Genomic DNA, 16,667 nt, shown 5'->3' on the forward strand with positions numbered 1-16,667 from the left:
GAAAGAATGGGGAAAGAGGAGCAGAAGGCATATCATTGCTATATTCGTGGCATTATTTTAATTGGTTTAGCAATGCTCTTATTTAAACTACTTGTAACAGGGAATATTTATAATTTTATCGCTCCAAAAATGATCAAATTTACGTATATAGCTTTTGTAGTAATTTTAATTTTTGGTATTGTACAAGTTTGGAGAGATGGAAGAGAAAAACAGCATGATTGTAATTGTTGTAAACATCATACAACATCAAAATCAGGGATAAAAAGTTTCTTTGTATATGTTTTATTTGTCGTTCCGATAGTTAGTGCTTTTCTCTTTGGAAGTGTAACAATTGATGGAAGTTTAGCAGGAAAAAGGGGTATGAATCAAAGTGTACAGTCGAGAAGTCTAGAAAGGAACGAAAAAGAGGGGGAACAGGTTAAGTTTGATGGGCGAGAAGTATCAGTTGATCCAGAAGAAACATCAAATTTAGCAACGACTTATAAAACGGAAGAGCAAGTAGTAAAAAGTATGTTAGGACAGCGTAAACTACAAGTAAAGGATAAGGATTATGTTCAAACAATGAATGTAATTGGTCAAAATGTCAATTGGTTTAAAGGGAAAGAAATTACATTCTTAGGGTTTATATATAAGGATAAAGATGTGACGGGTAATAAAGCAGTAGTGGCTCGATATGGTATAACTTGTTGTATTGCGGATGCATCAGTCTGGGGGATGATTGTTACCGGGAAAAATATTGAAAAAATTCCAGAAGAAACATGGGTGAAAATAACAGGATTATTAGATGAAACGACATATAAAGGAACAGTCTTTCCACTTGTAAAAGTAAACAAAATCGAGAAAATTAATAAGCCAACTGACCCATATGTATATGATGCTTTACCTCAATAGAAAAGAATAAATTCTTCATATTTTCATGAAATAGAATCATAATCATGGCAATAAAAAAATAAAGATAAGAGTAATTTGGTTTGTTAAAAATATGTGCAGAAGGAGTTATGCGATGAACTGGGTTACTCATAAACCATCATTTGAATTTGAAACATTTAGTCCTATTATTCGGTCACAATCTGCGTGGAGTGGACATTTAGATTTTGCATATGACTTAGTACGATTTGAAAAACCGGAAACTTTAGTTGAGTTAGGTACACATTTAGGAGCCTCCTTTTTTAGTTTTTGCCAGGGAGTAAAAGATGGAGGGTTATCGACTAAATGCTTTGCAGTAGATACTTGGGCTGGAGATGGGCATACAGGTCCATATGGAGAAGGGGTTTTTCAAATAGTAGAAAAAGTAGTGAGCGATAACTACCTTAATATAGGAAATTTAATTCGATCTACTTTTGATGATGCTGTAGACCGGTTTCAAGATGAAACGATAAATCTTTTGCATATTGATGGCTATCATACGTATGAAGCTGTTTCTCACGATTATAATACATGGCTACCGAAAGTCGCGAAAAACGGTATTGTATTATTTCATGATATTGAAGTTAGAAGTGGTGATTTCGGCGTGTATAAGTTTTGGGATGAGGTAAAAGCGAAGTGCCCTCATTTTCAATTTGCGCATTCATATGGACTGGGAGTGTTATTTCCGAAGGGTTGTAGTGATAAGTTTGAAGAAATACTTAAAAATAAAGAAGAAATACAAAATATGTATAAATAAAGGTAGGGCATGCATCATTTTTATGATGTGTGCCCTATTTTTTGCGTAGAAAATAATGGTGTGAATTAAAAAGTTAAGATAGTTGTAAAAAGTTTTGTTGCAGCAAATATTAAAAAAGTTAGTATGGGATTGTTCCTTGTAAATAAAGTGAAGCTTTAATATGTTCATATCGATTCGGAATTTTACAGTAGTTAATTTCTTACCCAAGTGCTTTGCACTTACTGAATTTTAAGGCGGAGGTCTTATTGGCCAAAAATATCGGGATAAATAAAAATACAACATTTTTTATATTTTTCATTGCGAAAAACGTAATCTACTTTTACAATAGAAAGGGTTGTGAATATATTATACTGGAAAAATAAATCGAAATAATATGAAAATTTTGTTTTGTCTTCGCTAATTGTATATTACATACATGTAAGACGACATACGTCATGTTATCGACTTGTAAGGAGAGAAAAAAATGAAAAGTGTAAGATTACCATCGATGCTAGAAATCATAGTTCTTTTATTACTATTTCTTGCTGTTGTCTTTTCCTTCCAAACGATTTTTGATCTCCCAATTCAATTAGCGCTATTTATTTCATGGTTTTTAGTAATTGCGCTTGGATTAAGATTAGGATTTCGTTATCAAGAATTGCAAGATGCAATTACGAAAGGGATTTCTAACGGATTAGAAGCGATACTGATTTTAGTTGCAGTAGGTGCTTTAATTGGAACATGGATTGCTGGTGGGGTAGTACCAACATTAATCTATTATGGATTAGAATTTATTCACCCTAGCATATTCCTATTAGCAACATTAATTATTTGTTCTATAACTTCTATCGCAACAGGAACGTCTTGGGGAACAGTGGGAACAGCAGGTATTGCTATGATGGCGATTGGTGAAGGACTTGGTTTACCACTTCCGCTTGTTGCTGGTGCAGTTCTTTCAGGAGCTTATTTCGGCGACAAATTATCACCACTTTCTGATAGCACAGTTCTTGCAGCTTCTATGGCGAAAGTAGATGTTATTGCTCACGTTCGAGCTATGCTCGTATTAGATGTTCCGGCTTATATTATTACTAGTATTATGTTTACTGTAGCTGGTTGGATGTATGGCGGCGATAATGTAGATTTGAATCGAGTAGAATTTTTAAAAGAAGCTTTATTAAAGCAATTTGATATTAAAATATGGATGCTTGTTCCGGCGGTTATTGTTATCGTTCTATTAGCGATGAAGAAACCGTCTATGCCAACAATTGCAATGGGAGCTTTAATTGGTGCAATTTGGGCAACTCTTTTCCAAGGGATGAACTTTGGAGAGGCGATTGGAACAGCTTATAACGGATTCTCAATCCAATCTGGTGTTGAGTTTGTTGACAAGTTATTAAACCGTGGTGGAATTAACGGCATGCTTGGCTCAGTAGCCGTTATTATTTTCGGTTTAGGATTTGGTGGATTACTTGAAAAACTAGGTGTTTTAAAAGTAATCGTATCAAAATTTGAGAAGAAATTAAATTCTGCAGGTAATGTAACATTGTCTACATTAATCGTGGCATTCTTAGCTAATATATTTGGTTGTGCGATGTATGTATCACTAATTTTAACACCAAAAATTATGGAAGATAGCTATGATAAATTAAAAATAGACCGTCGTGTATTAGCGCGTAACTCAGAAGTAGGTGGAACGTTAACTTCAGGTATGGTTCCATGGTCTGATAATGGTATTTTTATGGCTGGTATTTTAGGTGTAGCAACGTTCTCATACGTTCCGTTTATGTGGTTAAGCTTCGTATCGTTAATTTTAGCAGTTATTTACGGATATACAGGCAAATTCATCTGGTATGTAGATGATGCAGATAAAGGAAAGCAAGCATCATAAAATAAAAATCACCTTCTACAATATGTAGAAGGTGATTTTTTTATTTTTTAATAGCATTTGCTGAAGTTATTTCATTCTCATATTTAGCAATTTTTTGTTGTATCTTTTTTAAGTTTTTTTCAGTGTCTTGCATGAGCTGTAAGACATTGGTCTCCTGTTGTTTCATTAATGCTAACCTTTGAAGGATGGTAGATTCTCCTTCCATAGACCAGTCGATAAATTGTTTTATTTTTTGAATTGGCATACTGGTGTTTTTTAAACACAAAATCATTTCTAAATATTTCAGTGCTTCTTCATCAAAAATTCGATCTCCTTTTTCGTTTCTTTGCAGAAAAGGAAACAGTCCTTGTTTATCGTAATAACGTATTTGAGAAATAGTTAAATGTTGCATTTTGGCGACTTGCCCAATTGTATAATACATATCATTCATCCTTTTATTACCAAGGTATAATGCCATCTTTGTTAAGTATTTTACCATTATAGTTTGTTTCACTTAATGCATATTTAATAATAATTTTAGCACTTTCAGTGGTTGTATGGCCACCAGGGGAATTTCCATTAAGATCCGTAGTTGTAAAACCAGGAGTTACCCCAAATACTTCTGGACCGTTAGTGGCAAATTCTTTACTAAAAGCTAATGTTAAAGCATTAATAGCTGTTTTGGAAGAATTATATCCTAGTGTATTAATTGGATGTGTTTCACCATTAGCAAACATTGTTAGTGAGGCCATGTCAGTTGTTACATTTATTATTTTACTGTTGCTTGAATTCTTTAATAATGGTAAAAAGGCTTGCATCATTTGGAAAGTTCCAAAAAAATTAACTTCAAATCCTTGGCGTAAAGTTTCAATATTTAATTCACTAGGTAGTGTATTGAAGTCTAGCGCTATGCCTGCGTTATTAATTAATAAATGTAAGTGGTCAGTCATTTCGTAAATTTTCTTTATTGCTTCTTGAATGGATTGTGAATTTGAAATATCTACTTGAATATAGGAAACGTTTGAAACATTTAAAGATTCTACGGCTTGTTGTCCAAGTTGTTCATTACGAGCACCTAAAAATACGTGATAATCTTTTTCTGCTAATTGACGAACAAGTTCATATCCAATTCCTTTATTTGCACCTGTTATAAAAGCATATTTTTTCATATTGAATTCCTCCAGTAGTGTTATAGTAGGTTACAATGGAAAGGATACAGCCTAAACTTAAGTTTAGGTCAAGAGGAATTTTTTAAAATAAATATAGAATATCTATATATAAGAGTGAGAATTCTTATCATTTAAGAGAAAGTCTGTTATTATAAGAGATGTAGGTATTATATTTTCAAGGGGATGAAAACATGGAGTACAGAATTGAAAGAGATACATTAGGAGAAATAAAAGTTCCAGCTGATAAATTATGGGCAGCACAAACACAACGTAGTAAAGAAAACTTTCCAATTGGAACAGAGCAAATGCCACTTGAAATTGTAAAAGCATTTGCAATTTTAAAGAAGAGTGCAGCGCTTAGCAATCAAAAATTAGGAAAGCTATCAGAAGAAAAAGCAGAAGCAATTGTAGAAGCTGCGGACGAAGTGATTGCAGGGAAATGGAATGAACATTTTCCGCTTGTCGTATGGCAAACAGGTAGTGGTACACAGTCAAACATGAATGTGAATGAAGTAATTGCAAATCGTGGGAATCAAATTTTGAAAGAGAAGGGATCTGACGTACATATTCATCCGAATGATGATGTGAACATGTCACAAAGTTCAAATGATACATTTCCAACGGCGCTTCATGTAGCTTGTGTAATCGCAGTAGAAAATCACGTATTACCAGCAATTACGAAATTAAAAGAAACTTTAGCAGAAAAAGTAACTGCATTTGAACATATTATAAAAATTGGTCGTACACATTTACAAGATGCAACGCCGTTAACTTTAGGGCAAGAAATTAGCGGATGGCACCGTATGCTTGAAAAAACAGAGCGTATGATTGCAGAGAGCAATACATATATGAAAGAGTTAGCAATTGGTGGAACTGCGGTTGGAACAGGTATCAATGCTCATCCTAAATTTGGTGAGATGGTATCAGAGGAAATTAGTCAATTTACAGGTAAACAATTTGTTTCTGCACCAAATAAGTTCCATGCATTAACGAGCCATGATGAAGTTGTATATACTCACGGTGCATTAAAAGCATTAGCTGCGGATTTAATGAAAATCGCTAACGATGTACGTTGGCTTGCAAGTGGTCCACGTAGTGGTCTTGGAGAAATTATTATTCCAGCAAATGAACCGGGAAGCTCTATTATGCCAGGGAAAGTAAATCCAACGCAAAGTGAAGCATTAACGATGGTTGTAGCGCAAGTGATGGGGAATGATGCAACAATCGGATTTGCTGCGAGCCAAGGTAACTTTGAGTTAAATGTATTTAAACCTGTTATTGCTTATAACTTCTTACAATCAGCTCACTTATTAGCGGATGCAATTGTTTCGTTTAATGACAATTGTGCAGTTGGTATTGAAGCAGATGAAGAAGTAATTAATGAAAATGTGAATCGTTCACTAATGCTTGTAACAGCGCTAAACCCACATATCGGATATGAAAATGCAGCGAAAATTGCGAAGCATGCTCATAAAGAAGGGTTAACTTTAAAAGAAGCAGCATTGCAATCTGGGCTACTAACAGAAGAGCAATTTGATGAAATTGTAGATCCAAAGAAAATGATTGCTCCAAAAGAGTAATAGAGAAAGCCAAGGTTCTTAGTATAGAATCTTGGCTTTTTTGATGTTCATTTTTATGTTTCATCTACTTGCAATACTACAAGCTTCAAAATATATTATTTGTTAGCAGGCGTATTCATTACTTTCATCTGTGGGCAGTTCTCTTTTAAGAGTGAAATGAATTTTTCTTCTTCTAGTGGTACGAAAGTGGTCACTGAGTCAAATAAATTGTAATGGATTTCTAATTGTTGTCTAGTCCATTTTTTTGAATGAAGTTTTTTACCAGAGTATTTAACGTGACGAATATCTTCAAATGGAATTTCAGTATGAAAAATGAAACCGTGTTTTACAACAAGAGATGATTCCGTTATGTTGTAGTGAGAGAAATAGAATGAAGAAAGATTCACGATATTTAATAGCATCATGAGAGTGAAAAAAATAGAATTTTCATTTTGGAAGAATAACGAAACGAAAAAAATAATTATAAATAATGTAATGAAAATGACGTGGAATGGATTTTTTTTCGCTTTAAATTTCAAGTTAGTCACCTCGGTATACTTGTTCTTTAACTAAATTAAATCATAACATTGTGATAAAACGTGTGAATATGCAGAATTGCATATTCGCGCGTTTTATTATTCATGTAAAATTTCTTGATGGGATAAATTCAAAAGAATTTTTGTAATAGTGGAGTGGCATAAAGTGACTTACAAGAATAGAAAGATAGCGTTAGTCATAATTAGTTGTATGATCATTATGAGTAGTTGTGCTAATAAATTTGTTGAAGATAGAAATCGAAAGCATACATTTGTACAAGCAAGTAAGGTTTTAGTAGAGACTGTAAATAGAATATATAAAAAGTAAAGGATGTTTTCTTATACGAAAACATCTTTTTTGTAGTTAAAATTGAATACTGAAGTTTTGGAATGAGTGAATACCAGTTCCATATTCACTAATCGCATATGTATTCTGTGCAATTTGTTTAACGGTAAACTAAGGGTCTTGAAGAATATTTATGTTCTATTTCACATCCTATAAAATGAATTTGTATAAACATATTCGCTTTTCGTTGTATTAAACCCTTTTGTTAGATGTTTTTATAAAAGTTTATAAAATGGGCAAACGAAACGTTGAAATGTTTGTTTGCGTTGTGATAAGATGATGAAGTGATAATAAACGATATATTGATTTGTTTGGTTTTAAATAAACATTTTGAAGGAGTGTTTAGTATGAGCGATATTTCAGAGAAGTTTTGGGATGCGTCAATAGAGGAATTAAAGAAAGGGTATGTGTTTGATGAAGAAAAAGAGGAGTACATTTGCTTAGCTTGTGGTGAAACATTTATTAAAGGTGTTATTTATCAAGATAACCAAATTTTGTATGAAGCAGAGAAGTTCGTCCAATTGCATATTCAAAATGAGCATACGTCTATGTTTGATTATTTGTTAAATATGGATAAGAAATTTACTGGTTTAACGGATTTACAAAAGAAAATGGTTCAGTTTTTCCATATGGGACTGAATGATAAAGAAATTGTAAAAGAGATGGATGGCGGAAGTACATCAACAATTCGTAATCATCGATTTACACTGCGAGAGAAAATGAAGCAAGCAAAAGTATTTTTAGCGCTAATGGAATTATCAGAAGAAAAATCAAAAGTACAAACGAAATTTGTGCCAATTCATAGAACAGCAACGATGGTGGATGATCGATACAATATTACGGAAGAAGAAAATGATGAAGTATTAAAAGCTCATTTTACAGAAGGATTAGATGGACCTCTCTCTAAATTTCCGAAGAAACAAAAGCGTAAATTAATTATATTGCGCCATTTAGTGAAGAAGTTTGATAGTAATAAAAAGTATACTGAAAAAGAAGTAAATACAGTGATAGAAAATGTATACCCTGATTTTGTAACTTTAAGAAGATATTTAATCGAATATGGATTTTTAGATCGAACAGCCGATGGAAGTCAATATTGGGTGAAGTTATAATCATACGAAAAGAAAATGAATAGAAGCACAGTATTATAACAACTATACAAAGAGATAGAGATTGAAAATAGATGTTTAATAAAAGGAGAAATGAAATTTGAAACCACCTGCAGATAACAATAAAGAAGGTGCGGAGTCACATAAGTTGGAAAGTGAGAGTAAACCGATTTGGAAATCGATGTCGATGTTTTTAGTACCGTTATTATTAAGTAATGTACTACAATCAGTTGGACAATTATTTGGTATGGTAGTAGTAGGAAGATGGCTTGGAGTTAATGATTTAGCGGCTATATCAGCATTCTTCCCATTATTTTTCTTGCTCGTTTCATTTGTAATTGGTATCGGTTCAGGAAGCTCTATTTTAATTGGTCAGGCGTTTGGTGCTAAAAACGAAGATCGTTTAAAAGCTATCGTTGGTACGACGTTGACGTTTACCTTTATTATTGGAGTTGTGTTGGCGATAATAGGCAGTATTTTTGCGATGGATATTATGCGTCTAATGGGAACGCCAGAAAATATTATTGAAATAAGTGTATATTATGCACGGATTTTATTTATATCGATGCCAGTATTATTTTTATATTTCGCATATACAACATTTATGAGAGGTACAGGAGATTCTAAAACGCCATTTTACTTTTTAATTGTAAGTACAGCGCTAAATATGATCTTATTACCGATTCTTATTTTTGGATGGTTAGGAGCTCCGAAATTAGATGTGTATGGAGCGGCCTATGCATCTGTTATATCTACAGTTATTACGTTTATTGTCATGCTTGTGTATTTAAAGAAGAAAAATCACCCATTACAACTAGATGGAACGGTTAGAAAATACCTTCGAATGGATGGGGAGTTATTAAAGCTATTACTAAGGCTCGGTATTCCAGCGAGTATTAATATGATATTAGTTTCATTATCTGAAATTGCCGTAATCGCATTTGTAAATCGTTACGGTTCGGATGCAACAGCTGCTTACGGCGTTGTGAATCAAGTTGCAAGTTATGTACAAATGCCAGCAGTTAGCCTTGGTATTACAGTTTCCATTTTTGCGGCACAATCGATTGGTGCGAATCAATTTGATCGATTACAGAAAGTTGTGAAGGCCGGAATTATTATGAACTACGTCATCGGTGGTGTGTTAATATCTCTTATTTACGTATTCTCAAGAGACATTTTATCACTATTTTTAACGAGTCAAACTACAATTGAAATTGCTCATAGCTTAGTTATGATTACATTATGGAGTTATTTAATTTTCGGTCATGCACAAATTATTAGTGCGACAATGCGAGCGAGCGGTACAGTACTTTGGCCAACTGTTATTGGAGTTGTTTCAATTTGGCTTGTAGAAGTACCCGTAGCATATTATCTTTCTTACCATACAAGTCTTGGAATAGAAGGCATTTGGATCGGGTATCCAGCAGCATTTATTGTCAGCTTAATATTACAGTATGCATATTATAAGCTTTCATGGCAAAAGAAACGAATTACACGATTAGTTAGTTAAATAGAAAAATGTCCCTAAGTTATTAGACTTAGGGACATTTTTTCGTAAGTTCAGGTTTATAAATAGCTTTTTAAAGTTATATCAAAATGTTGTCTAATGAGTGTTTTATCACTCATATAAAACTCCCACGCTCTTTCCGGTTCACCGATAATCTCAAAGGATTCCTCTGTAATATATAAAGCGCAATTATCCTCCAGTGCAATTCCTTCTATATTCCCTTGATGATTTTGTAAAAAGGAATGGAAGGCGTTCATTCTGTTTAATTGATTATAATGTGGACAAAATCTTTTATTAACAATACCCCATCCGTTACTCTCTATATAACCAGAACCTTCATAATCTGATCGGATACTAGACGTGAACCAACACATAGCACCAGCGCTATAACCAGCAATAAGTGTTCCTTGCTGCAGAGCCAATAATAATTTTTCATCGAGTCTATGTTCTTTCCATTGCGTAAGCATGTGAATATAGTTCCCGCCACCTAAATAAATTAAATCGGCTGAATGAATCATCTCGTCTATTTCATACTTTGAAGGTGAATCTGTTGTAGTACGTAAAATTTGTACTTCACAATGTAATTGTTTTTCAAAAGTGTCTAAAAATAATTTTATATAGCTTTCATCATCATGACTAGCCGTTGGAATAAACAATATTTTTGGGTACTGTTTATTTGTTAATTCTATAAGGCGTTCATTAATAGGCAAGTGATTTGAATCTTGTAAATCACCGCCACCAATGACAGCTAATTTCATAGTAAAGCACCACCTAATTATTTTTGTTATATAAAAATTCGATAGAAGAGAGTTACATTCCTTCCGTAATGTAATCAATAATTAGAAAATGTAGCTTAAGTATATCGGAATAGTAAAGAAACTACTGACTATATATACCAATGCATTAGAAACCATACATTGATATATAATATTTCATACTAATGTTTCAAAATATGGAAAAAATATGTTTAAATAGATATAATGACGCATTGATTCATATTGAATTTATACTTATATTTTAAAAGGGTATCGGAAATAATAGCGATTTTTTAAAACAGTTTTTACTTTTAATAGGAAGTTGTATTACAATATGTTAAAATTATTTCAATATATTTATTTAATATGAAATACAAAGAAGGAGCGTGAAAAAAGTGGATTTTCGATTTGAATTTACAACGAAGCTGAAAGAATACTTAGACGATGAGAAGGATGAAAAAATAATAAAAGATGGACACAGAGATGTAATTTTTCACTATTTATATGCGTTAGAGACTGAAATTGGCGTTGTTAAAAATCCTAATTTTACTTTTTTTGCATCAGGAAGACGTTCACATATAGTGTTAGAAAACGTTGAATTTAAAACAGAAGTAAATGTAAAAAGTAATATAATTGAAATTACAAAAATAGTGGATAATGTAGCTATTCCGTTAGATACTATCGTAGCGAAAGATCGGGAATTATTTGCACTTGGACGTAATGAGAAGTTTAGTGTACAAATATTAGAGCAGTATCTTTTTGATACATTTGGAGATAAGTTAGGCTTATAATGAATAGAATGAGGTACGTATTTATAGGTAGTGAATTTTAGTTTATATTACTCGCGTTTGACCTCTCATTTAATTTGTACTACAATTCGTAGTGTGAAAGGAGTCATACGATGTTTACGCAAAACTATAGGTTAAATGAGCAAGGATTAAATCATTTCTTTGGACCGCTTGAAGCGAAGATTATGGAGATTATTTGGTCTACTGAAGGTATTACTATTAAAGAAGTCCAGCAGAGATTAAGTGAAGAATCGCCTGTGAATTTTAATACTGTTATGACAGTTATGAACAGGTTAGTAGAGAAATTACACCTAGAAAAACAGACTGTGAAAAGAAGTGGCTTATATCGTGCTATACAAACGAAAGAAGAATTCTTATCCAATCAAACGAAGAAAATGACACAGGAATTAGTGGGGGAATTTGGAGATTTAGTTGTAACTCATATGATAGATGAGCTAGAGCAGGCTGATCCGAATTTAATAAAAAAATTAGAAGACAAATTGAATCAGTTAAAAAAAGAGGATCGATGAAATGAAATGGCAAATGCGTAAAATCGTATTGTTAGCGCTCATTGTTAGTACCCTCTTTTTCAACTTGTTATTGTATTATGTTACATACCCATTTCTTTTTCAAAATAAGGCATTATTCCTTTCAAAGTTTTGCTTGTTTCAGTTAGAAAAACATATGAAAGAACTATCAATGGTTCGTATTATAATAGCAGGGTTATTATTAATTACTGTATTGATTGTCTGTAAAAGAATTTGGCGACAATTTTTCTATAGTAAAAAAGTACAAAAGGCACTTATCCCATTTATTAGAAAAGGGAAACAAATACATATACTGCCGACTGCGGAAGTTGCAGCATTTACAATTGGATTATTCCGTCCGAAAGTTGTCATTTCGGAAGGGTTGCTTCAAACATTTTCAGATGAAGAAATTGATGCGATTATTTTCCATGAAGAATATCATCAAAATAATTGGGATCCGCTAAAATTATTTTGTTTTACGTTATTAGCAGAAGGAATGATGTACATCCCGATATTAAAAGGATTGTTACAACGATATCATACGTATCAAGAGTTAGCAGCAGATAAATATGCGATGCAAAAAATGAAATCTTCATTTGAGTTAGGTAGTGCATTATTAAAATTGATTAAAATAAAGACAATGGAAAATGGATGTGTTACAGCTTCATTTGCAAAAACAGCAATAAATTTACGAATCAAGCAAGTGTTAAATGAAAAAGTTGTGAAGTTTAATATCCCGTTACATACGAATTCGGTATATGTAACAATAGGGTTATTCTGTGTGTCGGTTGTCCTTATTGTCGGAGAGTGCATATAGCCTCTTTTTTTAAGGATGAACACTACTCTATGTAGTGTGGATAGAGGTATTGTCATTTATATCATGATACTTTTTATCCCTATATATATTATTTATCATATATTACAGGTGTTTTATTGTATACAAATTAAATGACGAAAATTACAGCATTCTTTATTCGTCTATTCGGTGGATTTACAGGTTTTTAAAAATGAGGAGGAAGAAAAGTGAAGAAACTAATTGCTATTATACTAGTAGGTGCTCTCCTTTGGGCGGGGGTTAACTTTTATAATTTAAAGAAAGAAGAAAAGGAAAGAAAAGCGAAACAAGCAGAGCTACAGGAGAAAGAAGTATTACCACAAGTCGGTTTTAAAGCACCTAGCATCACATTAAAAGGATTAGACGGAAAGTTGCAGTCGTTAAATGATGCCAAGGGAAAACCATATATTATTAATTTTTGGGCATCATGGTGTGGGCCGTGTGAAATGGAGGCACCTGACTTAGTTCATATGTATGATAAATATAAAAAGGATGTTGAAATTTTTGCGGTGAATGCAACTGTTAGTGACCCAGTACAAGAAGCAAGCGCATTTGCTAATCGCTATGGGTTTGAGTTTCCTGTTCTACTAGATATGGACGGAGTAGCTGGACTAGATTATAAAGTATTTTCTTTACCGACGACATTTTTTGTTAATAAAGATGGAATTATAGTAGATCATGTGCGAGGTGTATTACCACCAGATCAATTAGAAAAGAAATTTAAGAAATTGATTGAGAGTTAAGAGCGGATTTTTCTATGGGGAAAATTAGAGTCACTAACAATGTAGAATTTAAGAACGAGGTAGTAGATTTATATTTAAAAGAAGGGATGAGATATAGTAATTGAGTCTTTTTTGTTTGACATGTTTACGTTTTTTTATAACAAACGTTCTGTAATTGCATACTTGGCCTATATGTAGGTGTACCTATAAAATGGTGATTATTAACAATATATTGTTAATATCCGAACATCAAAGAGTTAAGTGAAACACTAAACTCACTATTGCGGAACTAGCAACATCATTAAGTTGGCTATCACAAGAGTTACAAGAATTAATGGATAGTTTAAAATTCAATATAATCAATAAGGATTATATTGATTCATTTATAAAATCTTTTTTAATTGGAATGTATTAATGTAAATCACACGCTTACTTAAATAAATTTAAATTTTGCATATTTAATTGGAAATAGAGCATGATATTACCAATTAAATGGAGGTGTGTTAGAAATGCAAATTCGAGAAAATAATAATTCAAACGAGATTTTGGTAGCGGCGGCAGCAAGTGCAATTGAGCAAATGAAGTATGAAATTGCTCAGGAGTTTGGCGTTACACTTGGACCAGATTCAACTTCACGAGCAAATGGTTCAGTAGGTGGAGAGATTACGAAACGTTTAGTTCGTATGGCGCAAGAGAGGTTATCTGGTCAATATAAAATTCACTAAAGTTAAAGGTATATCCCATTGAAGGGATATACCTTTTTAATTTGTTTTTAAAGAGGATCGTTAAATTTTTTATTGTTGGTTAAGTTTAGAAACTGCGAATTTAGCTGTGAAATTCATTTTCTTCATGTAAGAAGAATTTACTCCTGCTTGAAATTGAACAGAAATATTACCGTCTTATTGTGCTTTGAATACGCGACCATATGGTGAATTAGCATTGTATGTGCCAATTACTTGATTATCTGCATCAAAGACTGTATAAGAAATTGGGAACCCGGAATTTTGTACAAAGACCGTAAGTTCTTCCCCTTTATTAAGATTAAATGATTTTTTTTGGGAAACTTCATAGGAACTCATAGAGTAGTATTTTGTAACTTCTTGAGTTTCTAAATTTGTAGTTGCTGCACTTGTTTTTGATGCCTCTACTCCTGGTAAATTCATACCTGATAGTACTACAATTCCTAGTGCCCCTGCTAAAATAGCTTTTTTCACAATGTTAGTGTCACCTTTAATATATTTTGAGATTTGAAAAGGAAGTAAAAACACCACTTCTTGAAACCATTATAGTTACAATGAGAATGATTTTCGATATGGTTTGATATGTAATTCTGCATACATAAGATGGCGATATAAGATAATCTATTTGAAATTTTGAATATTCTTAGAAGAAGAGGAGGACAAATTTTTAAAACTATGAATGGACTTGTAGCTGTTTTTTTACATACGTTGGTTTTATAGTGAATATTTCGTTGAGTTTATTTTGGTATGGAGGGGGTACTACAGTTGATTGATTACTATCAAATCTTTTTAATTACTATGACAGGTATTACTTTATTTTTTTATATACAACATGTAGGAAAATTAACGAAAAGAAACAAATAGACATTCTTTGTTGTAGTGTTTTTCTTTTTGAATTATTTATTTCTTAAATTGGTATAGATAAATATAGGTGGGGATACGTTTTTATTTTAAAATATAAAAAAGGAAGGTGTAATCCTTCTTTTCATGATCCAGTATATCTATGTGAAGATTTAATGATATTGTTAAAGTATATATTATAAGATGTGAAGCCAACCTATTATTTAATTTACTAATGTTATTGGCGCTATGTAAATTGTATCAACAGAACCGTCAGCATTTGTAACTTCAACTTTATAGCGGAATGTGCCTGCATCCCAAATATCTTCTCCATTGTCTGAGAAAGTGACTAATTCTTAAGTTGTACCAGCTGGTAACATAGAGTTCCAATTAAACCAAGTTTCATAATAGCCCCAGCCAGTTGCATATTGTTTTTCGATAGAAACTTTGTAATAAACTTATGTTTTTAGGGTTTGAAGAATATTCTTGATATGGATTTTAAAGGAAATACATATTTTTTACTAGATGTGAGAAAAAGGAATTGAGGATATCCTTTAAAACAAGATATATTCTGGTCAAAAAATTAGAGGGCATCAATTCATTAAAGCAGTAAAAAACGTTTTTATGAATTGGTGTCCTTTTTGTTTTAAAAAGAGAATATATTTTCTCAACAGGACAAATGGTAATTAGCTATAAGTATTAATTATAAGGATAAAAGGAAAAGAGAAATTAATAATAAAGGAGAATGCGAAATGATAACATTAATATCTGAAAGAAATCTAGCTGAAATCCATGAAGACGATGTAGATGTATTAAAAGTAATGGCACATCCTGTTCGATTACAAATTGTAAATGAATTAATGCATCATAAAATGTGTAATGTTACACAGTTAACGGAAATATTAAGACTCCCCCAATCCACTGTTTCACAACATTTATCAAAATTGAGGAGAACCGTACTCCGTTCAGAAAGAAGAGGGTTAGAGATGCATTATTATATAGATAATGCTAAGGCACCTCAGATTGTTAAAATTTTAGGTTTATAGGTTAATAATACATAAAAGGTTTCCTGTTACAAGGCAGGAAACCTTTTTTATATGTATAACTAATTGTGTGATAATATCATACCGTAGAAGCTACCTAACAATAATTAAATTTAACAGCTTGTTTTATCTTGCCACACACAATTTAACACGATATATAGGTGTAAACTTACAAAGAAGGGTTTTAAATAGAAATTAGATATAACAATGGATAATGGTAAGTGTATTAAAGAAACTATAGAATTAATGAAATACAAAATAATAAATAATAAATAGTTGTTGTAAAGGCTTATTCTGATAATAAAAGGAATTAGATACATTAAATTCAACTATGAGTTTTTTTACTAAAAATATGTAAGTGAGGATTACAAGCAACATAATCCTTTTGTAGCTGATGGACGAAAAGCTTTCATGGATTTCTTTAAGGAGGATTTTGTTAAGAACCCTAATTCTTTTGCAGAAATTAAACGTGTAGTAGCTGAAGGAGATACAGTTGCTCTTCATGTACATTCTCGTACTCACTCTCAAGATAAGGGAGTTGCTATAGTGGATATTTTCCGTATAAAGGATGGAAAGATTGTCGAACACTGGGATGTAATTCAAGAGATTCCAAGTGAAGCAGCTAATGATAATACGATGTTTTAGGTAGAAAATCTATTTATAGATTGTTAAAATATTTTTT

16 protein-coding genes and 3 pseudogenes are annotated in these 16,667 nt (G+C 32.2%); 14 read left to right on the forward strand and 5 right to left on the reverse strand.

Features of this window, described 5'->3' with window-relative positions; genetic code table 11:
* Positions 1-6: 6 nt before the first annotated feature.
* From ACS2QP_RS09555 to nhaC, 3 genes are all read left to right on the forward strand, one after another.
* Positions 7-891, forward strand: a complete 885-nt coding sequence (locus tag ACS2QP_RS09555; protein WP_438882359.1) for a TIGR03943 family putative permease subunit — start codon at positions 7-9, stop codon at positions 889-891.
* A gap of 112 nt (positions 892-1,003) precedes the next feature.
* Positions 1,004-1,663, forward strand: coding sequence for a class I SAM-dependent methyltransferase (locus ACS2QP_RS09560; RefSeq protein ID WP_001104669.1), 660 nt, complete (start codon positions 1,004-1,006; stop codon positions 1,661-1,663).
* Between the two features lie 463 nt (positions 1,664-2,126).
* Entirely contained in the window at positions 2,127-3,530 is a 1,404-nt protein-coding gene (gene nhaC / locus ACS2QP_RS09565; RefSeq protein WP_000843992.1) for a Na+/H+ antiporter NhaC, read from the forward strand.
* A 40-nt stretch (positions 3,531-3,570) separates the two neighbouring features.
* Here the strand turns inward: nhaC and ACS2QP_RS09570 are convergent, their stop codons facing one another.
* Positions 3,571-3,951, reverse strand: coding sequence for a MerR family transcriptional regulator (locus ACS2QP_RS09570; protein ID WP_438882360.1), 381 nt, complete (start codon positions 3,949-3,951; stop codon positions 3,571-3,573).
* A 16-nt stretch (positions 3,952-3,967) separates the two neighbouring features.
* Entirely contained in the window at positions 3,968-4,678 is a 711-nt protein-coding gene (locus tag ACS2QP_RS09575) for an SDR family NAD(P)-dependent oxidoreductase (RefSeq protein ID WP_000759544.1), read from the reverse strand.
* Positions 4,679-4,869: 191 nt separating this feature from the next.
* Here ACS2QP_RS09575 and fumC point away from each other — a divergent pair, with 191 nt between their 5' ends.
* The gene (gene fumC / locus ACS2QP_RS09580; RefSeq protein WP_000456608.1) at positions 4,870-6,258 is read left to right on the forward strand and encodes a class II fumarate hydratase; all 1,389 of its coding nucleotides are present in this window, start codon (positions 4,870-4,872) and stop codon (positions 6,256-6,258) included.
* A gap of 95 nt (positions 6,259-6,353) precedes the next feature.
* On the opposite strand, the gene ACS2QP_RS09585 is transcribed toward fumC, so the two are convergent.
* Positions 6,354-6,776, reverse strand: a complete 423-nt coding sequence (locus ACS2QP_RS09585) for a PH domain-containing protein (protein ID WP_000669069.1) — start codon at positions 6,774-6,776, stop codon at positions 6,354-6,356.
* Positions 6,777-7,466: 690 nt separating this feature from the next.
* On the opposite strand from ACS2QP_RS09585, the gene ACS2QP_RS09590 reads away from it, so the two are divergent.
* Both ACS2QP_RS09590 and ACS2QP_RS09595 read left to right on the forward strand, forming a co-directional pair.
* Entirely contained in the window at positions 7,467-8,231 is a 765-nt protein-coding gene (locus tag ACS2QP_RS09590) for a DUF2087 domain-containing protein (protein ID WP_001280271.1), read from the forward strand.
* Positions 8,232-8,328: 97 nt separating this feature from the next.
* Positions 8,329-9,738 carry an MATE family efflux transporter gene (locus tag ACS2QP_RS09595; RefSeq protein WP_438882361.1) on the forward strand — a complete coding sequence of 470 codons (1,410 nt, stop codon included), beginning with the start codon at positions 8,329-8,331 and terminating at the stop codon, positions 9,736-9,738.
* A gap of 56 nt (positions 9,739-9,794) precedes the next feature.
* Here the strand turns inward: ACS2QP_RS09595 and ACS2QP_RS09600 are convergent, their stop codons facing one another.
* A complete protein-coding gene (locus ACS2QP_RS09600) occupies positions 9,795-10,493 on the reverse strand; it encodes a peptidase E (RefSeq protein ID WP_000762118.1) in 699 nt (232 codons plus the stop codon).
* A 392-nt stretch (positions 10,494-10,885) separates the two neighbouring features.
* On the opposite strand from ACS2QP_RS09600, the gene ACS2QP_RS09605 reads away from it, so the two are divergent.
* From ACS2QP_RS09605 to ACS2QP_RS09630, 6 genes and pseudogenes are all read left to right on the forward strand, one after another.
* Positions 10,886-11,281, forward strand: coding sequence for a DUF3942 family protein (locus ACS2QP_RS09605; RefSeq protein WP_000347524.1), 396 nt, complete (start codon positions 10,886-10,888; stop codon positions 11,279-11,281).
* 110 nt (positions 11,282-11,391) lie between these two features.
* A complete protein-coding gene (locus ACS2QP_RS09610; RefSeq protein ID WP_000495077.1) occupies positions 11,392-11,808 on the forward strand; it encodes a BlaI/MecI/CopY family transcriptional regulator in 417 nt (138 codons plus the stop codon).
* A 1-nt stretch (position 11,809) separates the two neighbouring features.
* The gene (locus ACS2QP_RS09615; RefSeq protein ID WP_000871925.1) at positions 11,810-12,622 is read left to right on the forward strand and encodes a M56 family metallopeptidase; all 813 of its coding nucleotides are present in this window, start codon (positions 11,810-11,812) and stop codon (positions 12,620-12,622) included.
* A gap of 101 nt (positions 12,623-12,723) precedes the next feature.
* Positions 12,724-12,810 (forward strand): annotated as a pseudogene (locus tag ACS2QP_RS09620) (cytochrome c biogenesis protein CcdA); the annotation flags it as partial.
* Between the two features lie 18 nt (positions 12,811-12,828).
* Positions 12,829-13,383, forward strand: a complete 555-nt coding sequence (locus ACS2QP_RS09625) for a TlpA family protein disulfide reductase (protein ID WP_006923231.1) — start codon at positions 12,829-12,831, stop codon at positions 13,381-13,383.
* Between the two features lie 488 nt (positions 13,384-13,871).
* A complete protein-coding gene (locus ACS2QP_RS09630) occupies positions 13,872-14,087 on the forward strand; it encodes an alpha/beta-type small acid-soluble spore protein (protein WP_001167053.1) in 216 nt (71 codons plus the stop codon).
* Between the two features lie 69 nt (positions 14,088-14,156).
* Here the strand turns inward: ACS2QP_RS09630 and ACS2QP_RS09635 are convergent.
* Positions 14,157-14,576: pseudogene (locus tag ACS2QP_RS09635) on the reverse strand (hypothetical protein).
* Between the two features lie 1,118 nt (positions 14,577-15,694).
* Here ACS2QP_RS09635 and ACS2QP_RS09640 point away from each other — a divergent pair.
* A complete protein-coding gene (locus tag ACS2QP_RS09640; protein ID WP_044584299.1) occupies positions 15,695-15,988 on the forward strand; it encodes an ArsR/SmtB family transcription factor in 294 nt (97 codons plus the stop codon).
* A gap of 345 nt (positions 15,989-16,333) precedes the next feature.
* Positions 16,334-16,630, forward strand: a pseudogene (locus tag ACS2QP_RS09645) (nuclear transport factor 2 family protein); the annotation flags it as partial.
* Positions 16,631-16,667: the final 37 nt, after the last annotated feature.

This window comes from Bacillus cereus group sp. Bce019, assembly GCF_051781745.1.
GTDB classification, from domain to species: Bacteria; Bacillota; Bacilli; order Bacillales; family Bacillaceae_G; genus Bacillus_A; species Bacillus_A cereus.

What these genes read in the sequence shown, in the direction of transcription:
- ACS2QP_RS09560 (WP_001104669.1), top strand. Translation starts at nt 1,004, where the DNA reads ATGAACTGGGTTACTCATAAACCATCATTTGAATTTGAAACATTTAGT.
- ACS2QP_RS09590 (WP_001280271.1), top strand. Translation starts at nt 7,467, where the DNA reads ATGAGCGATATTTCAGAGAAGTTTTGGGATGCGTCAATAGAGGAATTA.
- ACS2QP_RS09600 (WP_000762118.1), bottom strand. Translation starts at nt 10,493, where the DNA reads ATGAAATTAGCTGTCATTGGTGGCGGTGATTTACAAGATTCAAATCAC.
- ACS2QP_RS09555 (WP_438882359.1), top strand. Translation starts at nt 7, where the DNA reads ATGGGGAAAGAGGAGCAGAAGGCATATCATTGCTATATTCGTGGCATT.
- ACS2QP_RS09630 (WP_001167053.1), top strand. Translation starts at nt 13,872, where the DNA reads ATGCAAATTCGAGAAAATAATAATTCAAACGAGATTTTGGTAGCGGCG.
- ACS2QP_RS09570 (WP_438882360.1), bottom strand. Translation starts at nt 3,951, where the DNA reads ATGTATTATACAATTGGGCAAGTCGCCAAAATGCAACATTTAACTATT.
- ACS2QP_RS09640 (WP_044584299.1), top strand. Translation starts at nt 15,695, where the DNA reads ATGATAACATTAATATCTGAAAGAAATCTAGCTGAAATCCATGAAGAC.
- fumC (WP_000456608.1), top strand. Translation starts at nt 4,870, where the DNA reads ATGGAGTACAGAATTGAAAGAGATACATTAGGAGAAATAAAAGTTCCA.
- ACS2QP_RS09610 (WP_000495077.1), top strand. Translation starts at nt 11,392, where the DNA reads ATGTTTACGCAAAACTATAGGTTAAATGAGCAAGGATTAAATCATTTC.
- ACS2QP_RS09575 (WP_000759544.1), bottom strand. Translation starts at nt 4,678, where the DNA reads ATGAAAAAATATGCTTTTATAACAGGTGCAAATAAAGGAATTGGATAT.
- nhaC (WP_000843992.1), top strand. Translation starts at nt 2,127, where the DNA reads ATGAAAAGTGTAAGATTACCATCGATGCTAGAAATCATAGTTCTTTTA.
- ACS2QP_RS09615 (WP_000871925.1), top strand. Translation starts at nt 11,810, where the DNA reads ATGAAATGGCAAATGCGTAAAATCGTATTGTTAGCGCTCATTGTTAGT.